Raw genomic sequence first — 19,424 nt, 5'->3', positions numbered from 1 at the left:
TATAAGTGCTGGGTTTCTTTTTTATCTATTTTCGCGTATATCTTTTTCAATTTTCCGCAATGCTTTTTTTGATCCTCGCTGCAGATCATGCTGCTCTTTTCGATCTTTATAGCTAATAAATAACGAATTGAGGTCATAGCCTTCGGGATATAATTCAGCAGCTTTGATTTCAAGAGCTACTCGCTTAACGTTTACTTCAATTAACTCATTCTGATAGAGTACGACTATATTGTTTGTGTTGTCTTTAGACTTATACACAATCGCATGATTTTCATAATCTAACAGTTTTACTCGATCTCCTATTTGATATTCAACACGGTCTTTTTTCTTTTCCTTCAAAATAGTTGGTTTTTTTATTTTATTTTCTCTGACGACTTCTGTATCATACGATTTGCTTTCCATATAGAACTTTGCTTTTTGTAAAATCTCTTCTTCTACCTTCATCTTCTTTGAAATCCAAAGCGCATTGCTTTCTCCAGATGTTCCAATTAACAGCTGATACAGCGGTTCTAATGTTTTACTGTTGAACTGCATCGCGGCATTCATAAAGTCAGGATGAATTTCTGAGAAACGCTTAATTTCTCCGTAATGCGTAGTTGCGACCGTTATGCAGCCCATGTGATAAAACTTTTCTAAGATTGCAATCGCAAGTGCAGCTCCTTCATTCGGTTCGGTGCCGCTGCCAATTTCATCGAATAGGAGCAGCGTATTGTTCGTTGCTTTTTGCAAAATAGCGGATATATTTTTCATGTGTGAGGAAAAGGTGCTCAGCGCATTTTCAATACTTTGGTTGTCACCGATATCGACAAAAATATGTTCAAACAATGCAATTTCTGTTCCTTCATCAGCTGTAATATGAAATCCTAACATTGTAGCGAGTGTCAGTAGCCCAATCGTTTTTAAGACAACGGTTTTTCCTCCTGCGTTAGGTCCCGTAATAATTAAGCTTCGATAATTCTCGCCAATTTCGAAGTGAAGGGGAACAATTTTACCAGTTAACAGAGGGTGATTTGCGCCTTTTAAATGAATATATCCATAATCATTAATTTTAGGTTCGATTCCATCTGCCTGTTTACTGTATTTTGCTTTGGCAAACACCATGTCGTATTGGCTAATTAGCTCTAAATTAATATGAATATCAGCTAGCTTCTCTAACACTAAACCTGTTAAAAACGCTAAAATTTGATATTCTTCTACCTCTTCTTCTGCTTTCAAAATCGCTAGTTCCGCATTCAGCTTTGTAATAGATGCCGGCTCTATGAACACTGTCGACCCTTTAGAAGATGTTTCAACAATCGTTCCTCCAACATGATTTTTATAGGATGCCTTGATCGGAATCGTATAGCGGTCTCCTTTTTTACTGATGAAGAAGTCTTGAATATACTCTTTGTTTTTCCCGTTTCGTAAAAATTTCGCAAGCTGTTCTGAAATCTTCGCTTCCGTTCCTTCTATATGTCTTCTGATACGCTTGAGCTCTTTGCTTGCCGCAGTGTCTACTTTTCCGGCTTTGATCGCAAAATTAATTTTCTCTTCTATACCTGTCAGTTCTTTCATCGAATGGGCATAGGAACTTAAGAGCGAAGCAAAAAATTCTTTATCCACCATATATTGTTTTACTTTTCTGCAGCCTTTTAAAAAATCGGATACGCGCATTAGCTCCTCGGGCTCTAAAATCATGCCTTTTTCAAGCTTTTCGATGACTCTTCCTATACCTGAGACACCTGATAGCGGAAGTGATTTCTCAGCATCTAGAAGTCTTCGTGCTTCCGTTGTTTCTTTAAGTCGGTTTTTTACTGTTTTAAGAGATGTGCTTGGCTGAAGTTTATCCATTAATTGTTTTCCCAGCTCACTTACGCAGTGAGATTTTACGATTTCTTTTAATTCCTGATACTGCAATTTTTCAAATGTCATCGTATTCATGGTTTTTCTCCTCACTATGATTTGTCATCACATATGAAGATACCTATTTATTAGAAGGCAATGAAAAAGGTAAACAAAAAAAGCTGTGGTGATCCCACAGCTTTTTGCGTTCATAAGGTGTCTAAACACATATCACGAAAGAAAGCTCTGTAAAAACAGACGCCTCTTTCGCGACAAATGCCGAACCCTTTATAAAGCATTGTAGGTATCTTCATAGGCAGTGAAATAAATCCATAAGCAAATAAAGGGTACCTTCATTCTCCAAAAAATACCCGTCTTGCTTATTTAATTTATTTCATTCAATTGTCCCTATTTAGATACTACTCCGCTCATAAAAGCACCTCATCTATATTTTAGTTTTCATTGGCTTCTAATTTACACTCTTATCATACTATATGAAAAAGCGTGCGTAAAGGAGACAGTAAAAAAGCTTAAGAGCATAACTTGAGCTTTCATGACAAAAGAAAAAAACGAAGCAGCGCCATCATTCCAACTCCGCTAATAACGGTGATGGATAAGCTTTTGGTTTTCAGGGCAATCAGTAAGGTTGGAATGACTACGATAATGACGGGCCAGTTAATCTTTACGCTGTCATTTGCTTGCATGATAAAATTTTCTACAACAAGTGCGGTTAAAATACAAATAGGAATATAGGATAGCCATTTTAATACGGGTTCTGGCAGCGCGATGTTACGTACAACTAAAAACGGAACAATACGAGGAACTACGGTAACAAGGGCACATCCTAAAATAACCATGAGTGTTGGGTAGTGGATACTCATTTATCCGTCACCACCCCAATTGTCGCTACAATAATCGTTGAAATCAATACAGCCACATGTGAAGGTACGAAAAAAGACAGCACAATCATAGTAATCGCCATATAAAGAATCAAACGTAAGTAATGATTAAGCTTTGAAGGTAACACGCTTTCGATTTGTAAAACAAGCAGAGCTAAAAACATAGCTGTTAAGGCAAAATCAAACCCAAAGGCTTCAGGGTTAGATAGCATATGGCCAAAAATAGCTCCTGTCGTACAGGCAATAATCCAGCTGACGTAAGCCGTTATATTTAATCCATTCATCCAGCGGTCATTAATTGGCTCACCTTTTGCAATTTTACTTGAAGACACCCCAAATGATTCGTCCGTTAGAAGAGCTCCAATTCCGACGTTTTTAAATAACGAATATTTCGTAAATTCAGGCGCGATCGTAGCGCTCAAAAGAAAGTGGCGTAAGTTTACAATAAATGTTGTGAGAATAATGGCTGAAATCGAGCTGTTCGCAACCATCAGCGCACAAATAATAAACTGTGCTGCCCCGGCATACACGAGCGCTGATAATAAAGTAACTTCCATAACGGAAAGATGCGAGGATACTCCAACGATTCCAGCCGCAAGCCCTATACTTATGTAACCGAGTAGCGTAGGGATACAATCCTTAGCCCCTTGTCTGAACGTTAAGTCCCCTTTTTCTCTTTGCTGTACTGCTTTTTCTGCAATCACCGTACTCCCTCCTTTTCTGCTATATTATACATCTATACGTTATATTAAACAACGGTATGTTATACTATCTTTATAATAATTAAAGGAGTACAACAATGGACGCAATTCAAGATATTATTGCTAAAAATCTTGTTAAATTACGAAAAAATCGAAATTTGACGCTTGATCAAGTTTCCGAATTAACAGGTGTTAGTAAAGCAATGCTTGCACAAATTGAAAAAGGTAAATCCAGCCCTACAGTTACCACGCTTTGGAAAATCGCCAACGGCCTTCAAGTCTCTTTTTCTGTATTTATGAAAGAAGACACCCCGGATGTGCAGAAAGTAAGCATAAAACAGCTAGATCCCATCACGGACAACAAAGGTGATTACTTAGTATATTCTTTTTTTCCTTATCATCCGGAAAAAAAGTTTGAAATTTACATCGTCACATTAAAGCCCGGATGCGTACACGAAGCGAAAACTCATTTAGGAGATGAATACTTACTTATTAAAGAAGGCGAATTAACGGTTCGTTTTGAAAATGAAGAACATGAATTAGCCTCGGGAGACGCTCTTCATTTTTCAGGAAATACCTCTCACAGCTATATCAATTCTTCTGAAGAAGAAGCAAGCTTTTTTTTGCTTATGCACTACCCCGAATCATAAAAAAAAGAGCGTACGGATGATCCGTACGCTCTTTTTTTAAGCTGCGTGGGCTTGGTCTTTTTTCATTTTTTTGTTTTTCATGTACCCAATGCCTACAACTGCAATAGTTAAGATAGCTTGAACAGCGAGATGTAAAGCTGTACTTGGAACAAATCCGCCGATAATTTTATCTTCAACAATCATTTTTCCAGCAGACCATGCAAGCATCGCCGCTCCAGCGTAAATGATAATCGGAAATTTTTCCATTGCTTTCATGATAAAGCTGCTTCCCCAAATAATAATCGGAATTGAAATTAATACACCAATCATAATCGGGACAAATTCGTGAGCTACACCTGCTAGAGCTAATACGTTATCTAATGACATGACCGCATCTGCGATAATGATCGTTTTAACCGCGCTCCATACCGTTGCTCCACCTTGAGGATTGTCGCCGTGATCGTGATTGTCCGCTAATAACTTATATGCAATCCATACTAGCATCAAACCGCCGACCGCTCCGATTAATGGAATTTTCAATAAAGGGACAATAATAGCCGCAAATAATAATCGAAGACCAATCGCGCCGCCTGTTCCAATTAAAATCGCTCTTTTTTGTAAATCTTTTGGTACGTTACGAGCCGCCATTGCAATCACAATCGCGTTATCCCCGCTTAAAATTAAATCAAGAAAAATAATTTGCAGCAAACCTTGCACTGATACGCCAATTAGTTCCTCCATAGTTACCTCCACCTTCTCTTTTTATGTAACGTTTCTCCTCTAAATGTCCGAGCCTTTTCCTCCCTTTTATACCTTTTCCTCCCTTTTTATAATTGAATACAAAAAAGACCCTTACCAAATAAACGGTAAAGGTCTTGCTAACAACATAATGTCGCCAACAAAGCCGAGAGATAATCTCTGTAATGACGACTTTGCTGTTAAAGCTACTCCCCTTTAGGAGATACGTTCAATTATTTGTTTGTATTTACACCACTTATACTATAGCATCTCCTACATTCTGTCAATCGTTTTTTTATACAAAGCGGTTGTCAACGCTTTCTCTTTCAATCAATTCATAGTTAGAAAGTGTAAGCTTCTCAACTTCTTCTCCGTTGACTAGCTTAATAATTCGCTGTGCCCCCATTTGTCCCGCTTCTTTATAGTAATATTTTACGGTTGTTAAGCTGGGATGAATCACACCTGTAATTTCGTAGCCTCCAAAGCCGGTAATGGATACATCTTCCGGAACGCGCAGTCCGTTTAAATAAGCTGCCTTTAATGTGCCAAGCGCAATGTTATCGGTCGCACATACAATGATGGACGGATTAAATTCTTTCATCACAGCCGTAGCGGCCCCGATTGCATCGCTCATGTTAAAGCTTGTTTGATAACAGCGGATCTCGCAGTCTCTGTCTTTAAGGCCTTCCTTTACGCCTTCTTTTCGCTTTACACCTACAGCTATGTCTTTTTCGGTTACGCCTAAAAAAGCGATTTTTTTATGTCCTTTTTCTCCTATGTACCTTCCAATGTCGCATGCAGCCTCGTAGTCTTGGTGAATTAAACTGTGGACTTCTTCATGCTGCTGTCCAATTAGCAAAACGGGAATTGAAATTGTGCGGAAAGCTTCCAAATGAGCTTTTGTGATTTGAACGGCAAGAAGAATAATACCTGCTACCTTCTGCTTAGCCAGCGTATAGATATTTTCGATTTCTCTTTCTAAATCTTGATTAGAATTGGAAATAATCATTTGATAGTGGTGGTCTCTAAGTTCTTGGTCAATACCATCTAATGTGCGGGAAGTCGCAAAAGAACCCATGCGCGGAACAATTACACCAATGATGTTTGTTTTTTTTGCTTTTAAGCTTTGAGCAAACGCATTTGGGCTATAGTTTGTTTCTTTAATAATCTCTTCAATTTTTCGTTTTGTCGCATCGCTCACAGACCCTCCGTTAAGGTAGCGGGATACAGTGCTTTTTGCTACTCCTGCAAGCCGAGCGATATCTGCAATAGTTGTCATTCTCTCATCTCCGTATTTTGTTGCTGTTTCTTTCACAGTATACACGAATATCGCGTGCATATTAAGTAACTGCTTTACTTTTTGCTTCATAAGCGTTATGATAATCTAAACGCGGATAATGATTATCCATATTGTACACATAAAACAGGAGATGATGTTTTTGCATATGAAAACAGGCGTTGAGCAATCGGTGTATGCCATTTTGCTGCTTACGTTTTTACCTGAAAAAGCTGTGTTGCCAGGAGATGTCATCAGCACTCAGCTTGGGGGCTCGCCTACGTATTTTCAAAAGCTTCTTCGCAAGCTGGTTAGCGCTGATTTACTTGCTTCCGTTCCTGGTAGCAAAGGTGGATTTCGCTTAAAGAAAACGCCGGAAGAAATTCGTATTTATGACGTATACGTAGCCATTGAAGGTAAGCAGTCTCTTTACTCATCAAGCGGTATTTTTCACGACATGCTTAACTTAAAAGACAAAGATATTTGCTTATTATCTGATTTAATGAAAGAAGCCGAATCTTCGTGGCAGTCTATCTTAAAACGGCAAACCATTGCTACGCTGACAAATGAAATTAACAAAAAATGTCCGAAAGAAAACCTGGACATGTTAAAAGCAACAGTAGAAGAAAAAATGGTGCTGTAGCACCCAAAGGAGATCATCATGGAAAACTTAAATAGATATTTTGATTTATTCGATCAATCACGTACAAGCGAACAAGCATTTGAAGAATTAGTGGGGCTTTTTTCAGAAGATATCATATTTGTCTTAAACGGCCACGAAAAGCAGGGCATTGAAAACTGGAAGCTGTTTGTGAAAATGGTGTTTAAAGAAAATGCTGATATTAAGCATATGTTCGAAGGCTGGAAAGCAGTTGAAGGTACAGATAAGTTTGAAACGCCTTGGGCAGTATGTGGAAAACGTGCATCTGGCAGCGTCTTTACTCAAACGGGAAAAGATATTGCTAAGCTAGATAAAAACGGGAAAATCAGCTATTTAGAAAACGTGCCTGACGATACGAACATGTTTGATACGTATAAAAACTAATATAAAAAAGAAGGGCTCTTCTAGCCCTTCTTTTTTTACGGGGCAAATCCCTCTTGAGAAAGATAAATCATCGAAGAAGGATAAAATTTTTCAAAATAACGAATGGCTTTGACATGAATGTCTTTGTCATACCAGTCTAGGAAACCGTACTTCTCAAATAATTCCGGCATCCCTAGCCTTTTAGACGTTTTACCTAAGGAACCGTCTCCTAAGTACAAGGTATCAATGCAAATTCGGTCCATTATTCCTTCTATTTTTTCAGGAAATTCAGGTGTGAAAGGAAGCATTGGAGCAATGGTTACTTGCGTTGAAATTCCACTTTCTTTTACTTTTTTTAACGCGTTCATACGAAGTTTCATCCCTGGAGCATAAGGAGAAAAAATTTGTTTTACATCTTCTCGGTCCGTTTCAACAGTCATTGATACGCGAAGATCACATACTTTTTGAAGCTGTAAAAGCAAATCAATATCCCTCGTCACAAGGGGCGACCTTGTTTGAATCAATAAAAAATCAGGCGGATGATTGATCATCGTTTCTAAAAGGGCACGTGTGATGCCTGCTTTACGCTCAGCAGGCTGATAGGGATCTGTCGCTGAAGACATAAAAATGCGCACCGGCTGCTCTTTTTTTCGCAGTTTTTGTATTTCTTTTTGATAGACTTCAGCTGCGTTGACTTTAAGCTCTAGCCATGTCCCCCACTCCATCTCTTTAAAACGCTGAATTGGCAGCTCTCGCACGTAGCAAAATTTGCAGGAAAATGCACATCCGGCATATGGATTTAAACTATGAGTATAACCAGATGCTAAAAAGCCGGTCGCTTTTGTTAAAATACTTCTCGAAACCACGTCTCTTTTGTTCATCTTTCTCACCTCGTTGTCCAATAAGTATATCAAGTTCGCAAATGAAAAAACTACTTTCCACATGGAAAGTAGCCCTTTATGTTTTCAATTCATCAACTTTGATTTTCTTTCTTTTCACTTGTCGTTTCAAGTAAAGAGGTTAAATATGAATTTAACTCAAATTGGTCCTTTTCAATAAAATCAGATAATACCGGCTGCTCTTCTTTTCTCATCTTTCTCCACTCCCTTTGTTTTTTATGTATGTGTTTTCATTCATCAATGGATAAAAGTAATGTATTTAACTCTACCCGTATCTAAACAAAAATAATCATGGTATTTTATACTATTTTTAATTTATGCACGTTTATTTGTATATTTTTTACAATATCACGCACATTAATAGCAAGATTAGCAAACGTATATATTTTACTATGCAACATGAGAGGAATTTCATCATGACGATTAACAAATCAAACGATTGTTCTAGTCTAGCTGAAGTAGTTGACCGCATCTTAGATAAAGGCGTGGTAATTGACGTATTCGCTCGTATTTCCGTTATTGGTATTGAATTAATTACCATCGAAGCTCGAATCGTTATTGCCAGTGTGGATACATGGCTGAGGTATGCCGAGGCAGTTCGGCTGCTTCATAATGAAAGAGAAGATTTTCTTTCTTCGAATAAAGGCGGAAAAAAACTTGAACAGCTAAACCTTTTACAAGATTTAGATTTATAAACTCATAAAGGTGGATTAGAGAAGTGAAAGTAGCTGAAATCATGGAATCCGTGACTGATTTTTTTAAAGAACACGTTGCTCCTCCTCACCGAATTATTTCGTATGAATCGATTCAAAATGGAGGATGGAAAATAACACTTGAGGCATTTGAAGAACAGGAGTATATGAGGCGCTATGCAAAAGATGAACTGCTTGGTATCTATGAAGTGCTGGTCAATAAGCAGCATAACATCACGTCTTTTTCACGCACCAGCCTGCGCTATCGAAGCTCTCCAGCAGAGAAGTAAGCTGATTATTTTAATGGAAAGGAATGAAACAAAAATCAATGAGTGAAGAAACGGGCATTTATATTTTTTGCAGTATTCCCGCCACCGAGGCGCATACGTTTGGCAGCGTCACGATTGATCAGCAAGAAAGAGCTACTTTTACCATTCATTACCGAGATGCAGCTATAGTGGCTGCTGCCTTTCCTCTTAAAATTTATCATCCTACAAAAGAGAACGTCACAGCGCACCAGCAGGTGATTTCCAAAGTAATGAATGAGCATGATTCGGTCATTCCAATCAGCTTTGGAAATGTGTTTCATAGTCAGCAAGATGTTGAAATGCTGTTAGAAAACTTATATCCACAGTTCGCCTCTCTTTTCCCACAGTTAAAAGGAAAAATAGAAGTCGGACTAAAAGTAATAGGGAAACCGGACTGGCTGAAACAAAAAGTGAATCAAGATTCTTCTTTGCAGCAAGTACGAAACCAGCGTTCTGCCAGTGCTGATTTTTATAAACAAATTGCCCACGGAGAAACAGCTCAGAAATTCTTTTTAAAGCTTCAGTACGACTGTAAAAAAGAGCTGTATCAACAGTTAGAACCGATAGCTGAAGCGTCGAGACTCAACCCTCCTATTGTGGAAACGATGCTTTTGAACGCTTCATTTTTAATTGACCGAGAAAAAGAAGCAGCGTTTGATGAACGTGTAAATGACCTGTACGAAAAATGGAAGCACAAAGCCGATTTTAAATATTCCGGACCGTGGGCTGCTTATAACTTTATTAATATTCAACTAAAAGTAGAAGAGAATGTATGATTCATAAACTGCTGCTGTCTCCTGTTACGCTCATTGTAAAAGTCGGACAGAAAATCAAGGAAGAAGCGGATAAAGAACTTTACGATGTCTCTTTTATTCAGCAAAAAATCGTTCATCTTCAAATGATATATGAGCTTGGAGAAATACCAGAAGATGCATATATGGAAAAAGAAAAAGAACTGCTGCTGAGATATGAAGCTGCAAAAGAATATGAATTAAAAAGATGGGAATCAATGACGAAGAAACAAAAGTGAGGTTAAAAGATGGAAAAGCTCATTTATTTATATGGTCTAGTTCCAACGGAAGAAGCCAAGAAAATCCCCTTTTCTTCCCTTGAAGGCATGGATGAGAACAATCCTATCTATGCTCTTTGCTTTGATGACATTACCGCATTTGTATGCGACTTGCCAAGCGATGAGTATTCGGAAGAAATGCTGAAAGAAAAGATCGAGCACGATATGAAATGGCTGCAGGACAAAGCCATGCATCACCATGAGACTCTTCTTTTCTTACAAAGTCACTACACGCTTCTTCCCATGAAATTTTGTACGGTCTACAAAAGCAAGGATAGCTGTCAAAAAAGTATTGCTCATAACAAAGAAAAAACCCTCTCTTCTCTTCAGCTTTTAAAAAGATCTGAAGAATGGAATATAAAAGTGTATGCCCATACGAATTCTTTAAAGAAGTATCTGCTAACGAACAATGAAACGATCCAAAAGAAAAAAGAAGAAATAAATACGCTGCCTCCAGGCAGGCAGTTTTTTGAACGTAAAAAGATAGAAAGGCTGATCGAAGAAGAAACAGAAAAAGAACAGCTTTCGCTTTGTGATCACTTGCACAGTGAGATAAGCCCTTACGCCGCTTACCACACAATCAAAAATAACTGGAGTCAAAAAATAACCGGCGAGAGCTACAGCATGTGTTGGAACAGCATCTACCTTCTTTCAAAGAACAATGTAGAATCATTTTTAAAAGCCATTAGCGACAAGCAAACGTTTTATAGGGAAATGGGACTGAACATCGAAGTAACGGGACCATGGCCTGCTTATCATATCGACACTCTGCGCTCGGAGAAAGATGCGGGATGACATCGCTGCGAAAACAAACGCTGGAGCAAAAAGACATCGCCCTCATTGATATATTAGATGTGATCCTCGATAAAGGAATTGCCATTAAAGGTGATTTATTGATTTCAATTGCCGGAATTGATTTAGTCTACCTTGATTTACGGGTATTGATTTCTTCTGTAGAAACGCTGATAGGCTCTCATGATCGTCAAATCATTTCTTCTCAGCAGCTTGAACAGGAAACGGAGGCGTTGCGAAATGGAAAATAACCTCAAACGAAACGGCCGCATTGAGCTGAGCGCGGAAAATGCTGAACAAGGCCTAGCGCAGCTTGTTTTAACCGTCATTGAATTACTGCGGCAGCTCATTGAAAAACATGCGATTCGCCGAGTCGACAGCGGAAACCTGACGGACGCTCAAATCGAAGACCTGGGCGTGGCGTTGATGAAGTTAGAGAACAAAATGGAGGAGCTAAAATCAGTGTTTAACTTTACAAATGAAGATTTAAATATTGATCTAGGTCCCCTAGGAAAAGTGTTATAACAAGGAGTGAAAAAATGGCGGCGGAACATAACGGGCATCTGGGCACCATTGTAGAAGTATTGGAAAAAGTATTAGATAAAGGTCTTGTTATTGCTGGAGATATTAAAGTGCAAATTGCTGATGTTGAACTCTTAACAATCAAAATCCGGCTGCTTGTCGCTTCTATTGATAAAGCAAGAGAAATTGGCATGGACTGGTGGGAAACAGACCCTTACCTATGTTCAAAAGCAAATCAGTCTTATCAAAAACTCCAGGCGGAAAATGACAGTTTAACGCAGCAAGTGGCATCTTTAACGCAGCAAATTCAAGATGATTTGCTTTCGCTTGATTAACGGCTCACTTTATATAAGGAGGAATAACAAACATGAATTCTGAACAAAAATCTACGCTGTCTCCTGTTTCACAAGAGCAGCAAAGCCCCGATACTCAGCTAACGGAAAAAGAAGAGCGTATGCCGGAGTATACGCATACTTCGCTTAATCCAGACTCATAGAACGAAAAAAGAAATGCCTCGGCATTTCTTTTTTTATACTTTTACGATTTTCTTCGTTGATTAGGACATTGGAACAAATAGAGGTAAATACAATGAATACGACGAATGAGTACCATTATCTATTAATGACAAAGGAGAACGTGCATGAATAAAAAAGTAGTGGGGTTCGTTTATGCTCTTTTAACGGTGATCATTTTAAGTGCCTGCAGTACCGAAGACGTTGCGACAAACAAGTCGGAGCCGGAAGTTTCTGTTTCTACTACAGTTAAACCGCTGACGAAAAAAGAATTTAGTGAAGTTGAAATATCCGAATTAACAAGCCCCTCTAAACAAGATTTTCGCAAAGTGCATGTGGTTCTTACATTACGCGGTACGGATTACCTGTCGAATATTCAAGTTAAGCTGCCTAATTATAAACAAGCTTTTAATAACATGAAAGACGATCAGCAAACAAGATATTGGTTTGGCAGCGGTGCAGATGAAGAGCAAGAAAACAAAAATATCTATACAAGGGAATTTATCCTTTATACGAAAGGTTTAACCGATAAGCAAATCAAAGATATTTTAGCAGCAGCTAAAGTAAAGACGTCCTGGATGGTAAAGGATACAAAAGCGAAGGATCAATCCGAATTTGCTGCTGGTAAAAACATAAAATTTGAAGCAAAATGAGAAACGCAGCAATTAGCAAAAGCCCCCTTTATTAAAAGAGGGCTTTCTTTCATTATATGAAGAACGACTACCTTGTCACCTGCAGCTAAAATTTTTTAAGGTCAAACCTTTAGAATGCAGCATATCTCATAAGCTATCTAACCGTTATAAACGCTTGCACACGTTCCTGGTTTCGGCTCATAGTAACAGTGATTTTTGTATTGACCAGAAGCGGGCTGACCGTACCAGGTTGGAGGGCATGGAGCGGATGGATTAAAGTACCACAAGGCATATTTACCCGGGTGTTCTCTCCAATAATCCAAATTCTTTTTGGCTAACCTTTTTTCAACACTTCTTGCTCTTTGATAAAATACGTTCCCTTTTTGAACTGCTTCAAATGAATAGTTGCCTCCTTGCACCTGGTAAATAACTTGCGGAACTGATCTTAAATCTTTGAAATCTAAACAGTTTGCTTTAAGGCGATTTACAATAACATTTCCAACATACAGCATGCCTTGTTTTCCTTCGCCTTCAGCTTCTGCTCTCATCATCCTTGCCATTAAAGCAACATCTGAATCTCGATAACTTACTCTTGGCATTTTTTCACCCCAAAAATATACTATGAAAAAAGGACGCTCTTGATGTCACTGTCCCTAAAATAACAGAAGGTGGATGTTTATCCTCTTTTGTAATACAGCTGAGCGATTTGCCCGTACTGCTTCATATCGGTAAGCTTCAAGTCCATTTCTGGAATTCCTTGTTTGAATAGCGGAATACCGCCCCCAAGCAAAACGGGAATGACCGATATGATAAATTCATCCACACTCTCTGCTTTTAAGAAATCAGCAAGGATCTCAGCGCCTCCCACTAGCCATATTTTTTTAGCGTCTTGATCGAGGTTGTTGAGAAATGACGCCACGCTTTCGTTTACAAACTCTACGTACTGATCTTTTCCTTGAGCTGATCGGCTAAACACGTAGCACTTTTTATCGAGATACGGGAACTCAGGTGTGAGCTTCAGCACGTGGTCGTACGTAGCCTTTCCCATAACGACCGCATCACACGTTTCATAAAAATCTCGGTACCCGTTGTCTCCCTCTCCTTCTACGCTTTGTAGCCAGTCAATCTCTCCGTTTTCTCTTGCGATATACCCATCTAAGCTTGCAGCAATATATACGACAATTTTTTTCTTCATTCCCTTTTCTCCTTTCAACTTTACTGTTTCTGTATGATATCATCTTAATACGACACTTTTTGTCATATTAAAAGAAAAAGGTGAAAATAAATGGCTAAATCTAGACGACTTGTAGATATGCTCATGTTTATTAACACAAAAAGAACGTTTACGGCAAAAGAACTAGCGGAGGAATTTGGGCTTTCCGTGCGGACCGTTCAGCGCTATTTACTGGACTTAAGCGAATTAGGACTGCCTCTTTACAGTGAAAAAGGACGGAGCGGTGGTTACAGAGTGTTAAAAAACCGTATTCTCCCTCCTATTTTGTTTACAGAAGAAGAAGCCATTTCGATCTTTTTTGCCTATCAAGCTCTGCAGTATTATCATAACCTTCCATTTGATGCAGAAATTCATGCAGCTCTTCAAAAATTTTATGTATATTTGTCTGAAGAAACGAAGAAAAAAGTAGATAAAATGAGTGCTCATATTGCATTTTGGAATCCTAAAAGAAATCTAAACACTCCTTATTTGAAAGCGCTGTTAGAAGCAAGCCTTGAAGGAAAATATATTGAATTTCTTTATGATTCAAAGACGGGTCAAACAAGGAAACAAGCCAAGCCTCTTGGCATTTATGCTCATAACGGTTTATGGTACTGCCCCGCTTATTCCTACGATAAGCAAAAAGTATTATTGTTTCGAGCAGATCGTATTCACTCATTAAAGATTTTAGAAAAAGACGAAAAGATGTGTCTTACGTTAAAGGAATGGCTTGAAACAACTCCTGAAAACACACAGCCGATTTCGTTAAAAGTAACCTTGACGCACGAAGGCGTTCGTCAGTGTAAAGGCGTTCCCTGGCTTGAAAATCATGTGAAGGTGACGCGTGATGGCACTGGCTATATTGATACGATAACGGACGGAAATGAATTAAGCTACATGGCTTCTTTTTTCTATACGCTAGGTGCTCATGCCCTTATTGAAGAACCTCAGGAGCTAATTCAAAAGATCTGCTGTCACGCAGAAGAAACGCTAAGGCGCTATAAATAAGATGGGGACAAAAGTAGTTTTTGAAGGAAGGAACGATGAATTGAGACTCTTGATAGAGAATTAAATTCGTTTGGGTTTTTTCATTGGTAGGCTGAATGGAGGTTTCATGTATATGGCTACTTCTAGCGGTATCACAAGCAATCCATACAAGTTCATTTCTCAAGTTTGTTCGTCTTTAGATGATATGGGTTTAGTTATGTCTCAATCTGGCTATAAAAAATAACCTCCGCTAAATAGCGAAGGTTATTTTTTATTTACCCAGCCCACACGTCTTTTGCGTATCGGCCCTTTTCTTCTAGGTGCTGCAGCCATAAGCGAGCGTCTGCTTCACTCACTTCATGAACATCAGCATAGCTTTTCATAAGCGTTGCTTCAACGTCAGGTGCCATTTGGCTTCCGTCTCCACAAATATAGAAGTGCGCTCCTTGATCAAGAAGTTCAATCAATTTCGTGCCGTCTTGTTCCATCACGTGCTGAACGTATGTTTTCGGCTGATTTGGTACGCGAGAAAAAGCAGTGTGAAGCGTAATGATGCCTTCATTTTGTGCGTTTTCAAGCTCTTCTTGATAAAGATAGTCTTCATGAGGTGAACGGCAGCCAAAGTATAAATGCGCTTCTCCAAGCGACTGTCCTTGTTCTTTTAACTGCTTGCGAGCCTGTACGAAGCCTCTAAACGGCGCGACGCCTGTTCCCGGTCCGACCATGATAAGCGGCGTTTCAGGGTCTTTTGGCAGCGTAAACCCTGACTGCGGTGTGGAAATAAAGCACGTAATCGTATCTCCTTCTTGCAGCTCGGCAAGATAGTTCGACGCAATTCCTTTATATTCTCCATATCCGCTCCACGCTTCTCCTGAGACAACGCTAACCGTGATGCTTGCTTGTTTTTCATCGACGCGAGGTGATGAAGAAATTGAGTAATAGCGCGGGCGCATGCTTGGAAGAAGGGCGATCAATTCGCTGAATTCCATTTCACACGCCGGATATTTTTCAAGCAGTTCAAGCATCGTTAAACGTTTTGCCAGCACTTGTTCTTTGTACGCTTGCTTTTCAAGCAAGGCTTCAAGCTCCACTTTATGCGGCGGGCAGACCGTTTTAGCAGCCATTGCGCGAAGTTGCGTGCGCGTAACAGGATCTTGAAGCTCCACGTATTGAAGAAGCTCTTCTACTGATACTGTTTTACCGAGTGGCAAATGAGCTAATTTTTCTTCTTCTGCTTCCAGACGGATTTGCTGTGATGCATCTAGGCCAAACCTTGCTGTTACACGGTCTACTATTGCTTCATAGTTGCGAGGAATAACGCCTAAATGATCTCCTTCTTGATAAGAAGCTTCTTTTGGAAGTGCAATTTCAAGGTGTCGCGTGCTTCGTTCACTGCCTGGCTGTTGAAGCTCTTTGCTTGCTACGACGTTCGCTGAAAACGCACCGTGCATTTTCGCAAGCGGCATGTCCGCGGCGCTGTCGACAAATTGAAGTGAAAGAGTAGATTTATTATCTTCACTGTTTTCAATGTCGAGGTTAAAGTAGGCTGCTACGTCACTCCACATATGTTCACGCCATTCTTCATATGTGCCTTCAAAGTCGTCGCTTGCATCTGCTTCACCGCGGTCAGCGATGTTTTCTGCTCCTTTAGCGGCAAGCGTTTCATCGATAAAAGCAGGCACTTTTTGATACGTAGTAGCCCAGTTTTTATCGCCGCATCCAAATACGGAGTAGCGAACGCCTTTTACTTCATCAGCAGACGCTTGGTCTAACCAGGCGACAAATTGCTTTGCGTTATCAGGCGGATGTCCGTTATAAGAAGCCGTTACAATTAATACAGCTCCTTCACGCGGAAGATTTCCGGCGTGTGAATCAAGGGTAGCGACCTGTGGTGCAAATCCTTTGCTCATTGCAATATCTGCTAAATCACGCGCCGTTCCTTCAGCTGTTCCCATATTTGAACCGTATAACACAAGCAGCGGCGTATTATGAGCGTTTTCTGCCTTTTTGCGTACTTTTTTAGCAGACTGTTCAGTGCTAGGTGAAGGAATACCACCAAGCGGAATTTTTTTCGATTTTACTTTTACCACAAAGCCTTCAGGTTTTAATGTTAAAGTTTCTTTAATATCCAGCTCGTAGTTTGTATGATCTTCAAAGTCAAAGTGTTTTAGCATCATACCAAGTACCAGCGTTGCTTCATGAAGAGCGAACTGCTGACCGATACACGCACGCTGACCGTTTCCAAACGGTTTAAACGCATGCTGCGGAATCGCGCTTGGATTTTCAAAACGCTCTGGGCGGAACTCTTCCACATCGTCTCCCCAAATTGTTTTATCACGGTGAAGCTGAGGAATCAGAACCATTAGTTCGTCGCCTTTTTCTAACGGATATTCTCCTCCAAGCATCGTATCTTCTTTTGCATATAGAGAAAACGCAGGAGCCGTTGGCCATAAGCGCAGCGCTTCGTTTAAGACCATGCCCACATATTTAAGCTGCTTGACTTGCTTGTAGGTTGGAACAGGATCTACAAGAACTCGTGCTGCTTCTTCTGCTGCTTTTTGTAATACATGTGGATTTTTCACTAAGAAATACAGGGCAAATGATAAAAGACCGCTTGTTGTTTCGTGTCCCGCAATTAAGAATGTAATAATTTGATAGCGAATGTTCTCGTCATCAAGCGGTTCGCCCGTTTCTGGGTCTTTTCCGTTTAGCATATGCGTTAATAGATCATCGCTTTGTTCACCGCTTGCTTTGCGATCTGCAATAATTTTATCCACTAGGTTGTTCATTACTTTAATATCTTCTTGAAACTGGCGTTTATTTTCATCATAAGCTGGGTCATCTGGATTTGCTCGCTGCAGCTTGTTCATTGATTCGTCCAATGCACGGACCATACTCGTAATAAACGGATGAGGCTGATCTCGGTAAAAGCTGTTAAAGCGATAGTTGAAGCCGCAAAGACCAATGGTATCAAGCGTTAAACGCGTCATATCTTCCGGTACTTCAATATGCTCATCTGCATTTAGACGCTCCCACTTTTGAACAAGCTGCACGGCGATATCGACCATCATCGCATGATAGCCTTTCATTGCCTGCTGACTAAAGCTTGGAAGTAAGATATTATGCGCTTTTTTCCAATTTTTTTCGTGCGTCCAGCTTGTAAATAACCCGTCTCCTGCAAAATCACGTACAAATTTAAGCGCTTGACTTAAGTTTTTATCAAAGCGTGATTCATCGCATGCTTCTTTAATTAGACGCTGACTTGATAAGTAACGCGTTACACGGCCAGGCGCTTCGAATTTAAAGATTTCTCCTAGTTCATCCGCAATTTTCATCAAAGCTTGAACTGGTTTATCTGTGTTTAATAACGGTAAATTTTTAAGCTCTCCAAATGTCTTTGGCTGAGGCATTTCTTTAATTGTCATGTTATCCCTCTTTCACTTGTTAAGTTTCATGATTGTCTGCTAAGTGCTGCCCACAGACTCTCTTCTACACCGGTAAGAAGTTCATCAGTTAAAGATAAATAGTCATTTTCAATCATTTCATATACTTCCATGAAACTTCCAAATAAAATAGCAATTAGCGCATTTTCAGGAAGATTTCTAATCACACCTTGCTTTTGTCCTTCTCTGAAGAACGTGCAAACAAATTCCACCAGCTTTTGATATGCGAAGCGGCTCTCTTCCGTTAAAAAAGCTCCTTGGCTATGAGTTTTAATAAACCCAAGAGCACGAGGATGGTTTTTAGTAAATGTCACCATACCTTCAAAGATATGATGAAACCCATCTCGGTATCCTTCTCTTTCGTTTGCCAGGCCGCTTTCAATGCACTGTAAAAACTCGTTCACATGCTGCTGAAACAGTTCGTTTACAAGGCTTTCTTTATTTTTAAAGTAGCGATAAATTGTTCCTGCTCCTACTTTGGCATTTTCTGCAATCATTGGCATCGTGGTTGCATCAAATCCTCTTTCTGCAAACAGCAGAAGCGAAGCAGAAAAAATCGCTTTTTGTTTTGTTGGAGTAGATTCCACTTTATCACCTCTTTCCAAAAGCGGAATGAACGTTCATTCCGCTACAATTACAAGTATAAAAAACTGCATCTTAATAGTAAAAAGATAACTAGAAAAGTGGAAAGAAAAGGTTCTTTCACTCTAATTTTATACCATTTAAAGGTAAATAATGGAGTCTTTCAGAATATTTTATGCTTACAGAAAATTAATCCACTTATACCCTCTATTAACATAATTTAACACAATCTATTAAGGGAAGAAGTTTAAAGAAAAAGCAACGTGGAAATAGAAAAGAGTTACACAAGGCGTAAAGGAGGATTAAAAATGAATCAAGCAAGAGTTATAGAATACGAAGAAATGCTTCGCTCAGCCATGCTTTCTAATAACATAGAGCTATTAGAAGAATTACTTTCAGATGAGCTTATTTTTGTAAATCATCTTGGGCAATGGTTGTCAAAAGAAGAAGATATAAATGTTCATCGTTCAAAAAGTCTTGATATAGCGGGCATGGAAGTGTTGGAACAAGAAGTTAAACTGTTTCAAGAACTTGCCGTTACCGTTACAAAAGTAGCGTTAAATGGGGCACTGGCAACCGGTGAATCTATTGGAGGCGAATACTGCTATACGCGAGTTTGGAAAGATGTTGGAGGGAAATTAAAGGTTGTTTCTTGTCACTGCAGTTCTAGCGCATAATCAACGCT

25 protein-coding genes are annotated in these 19,424 nt (G+C 39.4%); 15 read left to right on the top strand and 10 right to left on the bottom strand.

The window, feature by feature from the left end; translation table 11 throughout:
* Window positions 1-21 precede the first annotated feature (21 nt).
* The 3 genes from AC2YJL_RS07930 to AC2YJL_RS07920 all read right to left on the bottom strand — a co-directional run bounded on the left by AC2YJL_RS07930 (window position 22) and on the right by AC2YJL_RS07920 (window position 3,424).
* On the bottom strand, window positions 22-1,920 hold the full coding sequence (locus AC2YJL_RS07930) for an endonuclease MutS2 (RefSeq protein WP_195696501.1): 1,899 nt from the start codon (window positions 1,918-1,920) through the stop codon (window positions 22-24).
* A gap of 452 nt (window positions 1,921-2,372) precedes the next feature.
* A complete protein-coding gene (locus AC2YJL_RS07925) occupies window positions 2,373-2,702 on the bottom strand; it encodes an AzlD domain-containing protein (RefSeq protein WP_195696500.1) in 330 nt (109 codons plus the stop codon).
* Window positions 2,699-3,424: an AzlC family ABC transporter permease gene (locus AC2YJL_RS07920; protein WP_487374696.1), complete on the bottom strand. Its 726-nt coding sequence runs from the start codon at window positions 3,422-3,424 to the stop codon at window positions 2,699-2,701. Before AC2YJL_RS07920 ends, AC2YJL_RS07925 begins: the two co-directional genes overlap by 4 nt.
* Window positions 3,425-3,519: 95 nt before the next feature.
* Between AC2YJL_RS07920 and AC2YJL_RS07915 the strand changes: the two genes are divergently transcribed.
* On the top strand, window positions 3,520-4,071 hold the full coding sequence (locus tag AC2YJL_RS07915) for a helix-turn-helix domain-containing protein (protein WP_050691007.1): 552 nt from the start codon (window positions 3,520-3,522) through the stop codon (window positions 4,069-4,071).
* 36 nt (window positions 4,072-4,107) lie between these two features.
* On the opposite strand, the gene AC2YJL_RS07910 is transcribed toward AC2YJL_RS07915, so the two are convergent.
* Window positions 4,108-4,791 carry a TerC family protein gene (locus AC2YJL_RS07910; protein WP_487374695.1) on the bottom strand — a complete coding sequence of 228 codons (684 nt, stop codon included), beginning with the start codon at window positions 4,789-4,791 and terminating at the stop codon, window positions 4,108-4,110.
* 292 nt (window positions 4,792-5,083) lie between these two features.
* Window positions 5,084-6,067: a LacI family DNA-binding transcriptional regulator gene (locus AC2YJL_RS07905; RefSeq protein WP_195696497.1), complete on the bottom strand. Its 984-nt coding sequence runs from the start codon at window positions 6,065-6,067 to the stop codon at window positions 5,084-5,086.
* A 160-nt stretch (window positions 6,068-6,227) separates the two neighbouring features.
* Between AC2YJL_RS07905 and AC2YJL_RS07900 the strand changes: the two genes are divergently transcribed.
* Entirely contained in the window at window positions 6,228-6,707 is a 480-nt protein-coding gene (locus AC2YJL_RS07900) for an RrF2 family transcriptional regulator (protein ID WP_230183389.1), read from the top strand.
* Window positions 6,708-6,725: 18 nt separating this feature from the next.
* Window positions 6,726-7,109 (top strand): nuclear transport factor 2 family protein, encoded by a 384-nt coding sequence (locus AC2YJL_RS07895; RefSeq protein WP_195696495.1) that lies wholly within the window; start codon window positions 6,726-6,728, stop codon window positions 7,107-7,109.
* Window positions 7,110-7,144: 35 nt separating this feature from the next.
* Here AC2YJL_RS07895 and AC2YJL_RS07890 read toward each other — a convergent pair whose 3' ends face one another.
* Complete coding sequence (locus AC2YJL_RS07890; protein WP_195696494.1) at window positions 7,145-7,969, bottom strand: SPL family radical SAM protein; 825 nt, start codon at window positions 7,967-7,969, stop codon at window positions 7,145-7,147.
* Between the two features lie 434 nt (window positions 7,970-8,403).
* Here AC2YJL_RS07890 and gvpJ point away from each other — a divergent pair, with 434 nt between their 5' ends.
* The 10 genes from gvpJ (at window position 8,404) to AC2YJL_RS07840 (ending at window position 12,535) form a co-directional block, all read left to right on the top strand.
* Window positions 8,404-8,682: a gas vesicle protein GvpJ gene (gene gvpJ, locus AC2YJL_RS07885; RefSeq protein ID WP_487374694.1), complete on the top strand. Its 279-nt coding sequence runs from the start codon at window positions 8,404-8,406 to the stop codon at window positions 8,680-8,682.
* A 23-nt stretch (window positions 8,683-8,705) separates the two neighbouring features.
* Window positions 8,706-8,969 (top strand): gas vesicle protein GvpO, encoded by a 264-nt coding sequence (locus AC2YJL_RS07880; RefSeq protein WP_013057922.1) that lies wholly within the window; start codon window positions 8,706-8,708, stop codon window positions 8,967-8,969.
* Window positions 8,970-8,992: 23 nt separating this feature from the next.
* Window positions 8,993-9,763: a GvpL/GvpF family gas vesicle protein gene (locus AC2YJL_RS07875; RefSeq protein ID WP_230933072.1), complete on the top strand. Its 771-nt coding sequence runs from the start codon at window positions 8,993-8,995 to the stop codon at window positions 9,761-9,763.
* Window positions 9,760-10,017: a gas vesicle protein GvpG gene (locus AC2YJL_RS07870; protein ID WP_251568652.1), complete on the top strand. Its 258-nt coding sequence runs from the start codon at window positions 9,760-9,762 to the stop codon at window positions 10,015-10,017. Before AC2YJL_RS07875 ends, AC2YJL_RS07870 begins: the two co-directional genes overlap by 4 nt.
* A gap of 9 nt (window positions 10,018-10,026) precedes the next feature.
* On the top strand, window positions 10,027-10,851 hold the full coding sequence (locus AC2YJL_RS07865; RefSeq protein WP_230933073.1) for a GvpL/GvpF family gas vesicle protein: 825 nt from the start codon (window positions 10,027-10,029) through the stop codon (window positions 10,849-10,851).
* Window positions 10,848-11,099 (top strand): gas vesicle protein, encoded by a 252-nt coding sequence (locus AC2YJL_RS07860; protein WP_013057926.1) that lies wholly within the window; start codon window positions 10,848-10,850, stop codon window positions 11,097-11,099. Before AC2YJL_RS07865 ends, AC2YJL_RS07860 begins: the two co-directional genes overlap by 4 nt.
* Window positions 11,089-11,373, top strand: a complete 285-nt coding sequence (locus AC2YJL_RS07855) for a gas vesicle protein K (protein WP_013057927.1) — start codon at window positions 11,089-11,091, stop codon at window positions 11,371-11,373. The genes AC2YJL_RS07860 and AC2YJL_RS07855 overlap by 11 nt, the downstream gene beginning before the upstream one ends.
* 14 nt (window positions 11,374-11,387) lie before the next feature.
* A complete protein-coding gene (locus tag AC2YJL_RS07850; RefSeq protein WP_377238371.1) occupies window positions 11,388-11,705 on the top strand; it encodes a gas vesicle protein in 318 nt (105 codons plus the stop codon).
* Window positions 11,706-11,737: 32 nt separating this feature from the next.
* Window positions 11,738-11,866 (top strand): hypothetical protein, encoded by a 129-nt coding sequence (locus AC2YJL_RS07845; protein WP_014459261.1) that lies wholly within the window; start codon window positions 11,738-11,740, stop codon window positions 11,864-11,866.
* Between the two features lie 144 nt (window positions 11,867-12,010).
* On the top strand, window positions 12,011-12,535 hold the full coding sequence (locus tag AC2YJL_RS07840) for a hypothetical protein (RefSeq protein ID WP_195696491.1): 525 nt from the start codon (window positions 12,011-12,013) through the stop codon (window positions 12,533-12,535).
* A gap of 137 nt (window positions 12,536-12,672) precedes the next feature.
* On the opposite strand, the gene AC2YJL_RS07835 is transcribed toward AC2YJL_RS07840, so the two are convergent.
* Both AC2YJL_RS07835 and AC2YJL_RS07830 read right to left on the bottom strand, forming a co-directional pair.
* Window positions 12,673-13,113 carry a cell wall hydrolase gene (locus tag AC2YJL_RS07835; RefSeq protein ID WP_014459259.1) on the bottom strand — a complete coding sequence of 147 codons (441 nt, stop codon included), beginning with the start codon at window positions 13,111-13,113 and terminating at the stop codon, window positions 12,673-12,675.
* A 77-nt stretch (window positions 13,114-13,190) separates the two neighbouring features.
* Window positions 13,191-13,709: a dihydrofolate reductase family protein gene (locus AC2YJL_RS07830; protein WP_195696490.1), complete on the bottom strand. Its 519-nt coding sequence runs from the start codon at window positions 13,707-13,709 to the stop codon at window positions 13,191-13,193.
* Between the two features lie 90 nt (window positions 13,710-13,799).
* On the opposite strand from AC2YJL_RS07830, the gene AC2YJL_RS07825 reads away from it, so the two are divergent.
* Complete coding sequence (locus tag AC2YJL_RS07825; RefSeq protein ID WP_195696489.1) at window positions 13,800-14,735, top strand: helix-turn-helix transcriptional regulator; 936 nt, start codon at window positions 13,800-13,802, stop codon at window positions 14,733-14,735.
* Between the two features lie 254 nt (window positions 14,736-14,989).
* Here the strand turns inward: AC2YJL_RS07825 and AC2YJL_RS07820 are convergent, their stop codons facing one another.
* On the bottom strand, window positions 14,990-18,139 hold the full coding sequence (locus tag AC2YJL_RS07820; protein ID WP_487374693.1) for a bifunctional cytochrome P450/NADPH--P450 reductase: 3,150 nt from the start codon (window positions 18,137-18,139) through the stop codon (window positions 14,990-14,992).
* 26 nt (window positions 18,140-18,165) lie between these two features.
* Window positions 18,166-18,744: a TetR/AcrR family transcriptional regulator gene (locus AC2YJL_RS07815; protein WP_028409287.1), complete on the bottom strand. Its 579-nt coding sequence runs from the start codon at window positions 18,742-18,744 to the stop codon at window positions 18,166-18,168.
* A 303-nt stretch (window positions 18,745-19,047) separates the two neighbouring features.
* On the opposite strand from AC2YJL_RS07815, the gene AC2YJL_RS07810 reads away from it, so the two are divergent.
* Complete coding sequence (locus AC2YJL_RS07810; protein WP_195696487.1) at window positions 19,048-19,416, top strand: nuclear transport factor 2 family protein; 369 nt, start codon at window positions 19,048-19,050, stop codon at window positions 19,414-19,416.
* The last annotated feature ends 8 nt before the right edge of the window (window positions 19,417-19,424 follow it).

This window comes from Priestia sp. SRI_019 (genome assembly GCF_057586255.1).
Note: the sequence above shows the minus strand (reverse complement) of the source record. Positions and strands in the feature narration are given on the sequence as shown.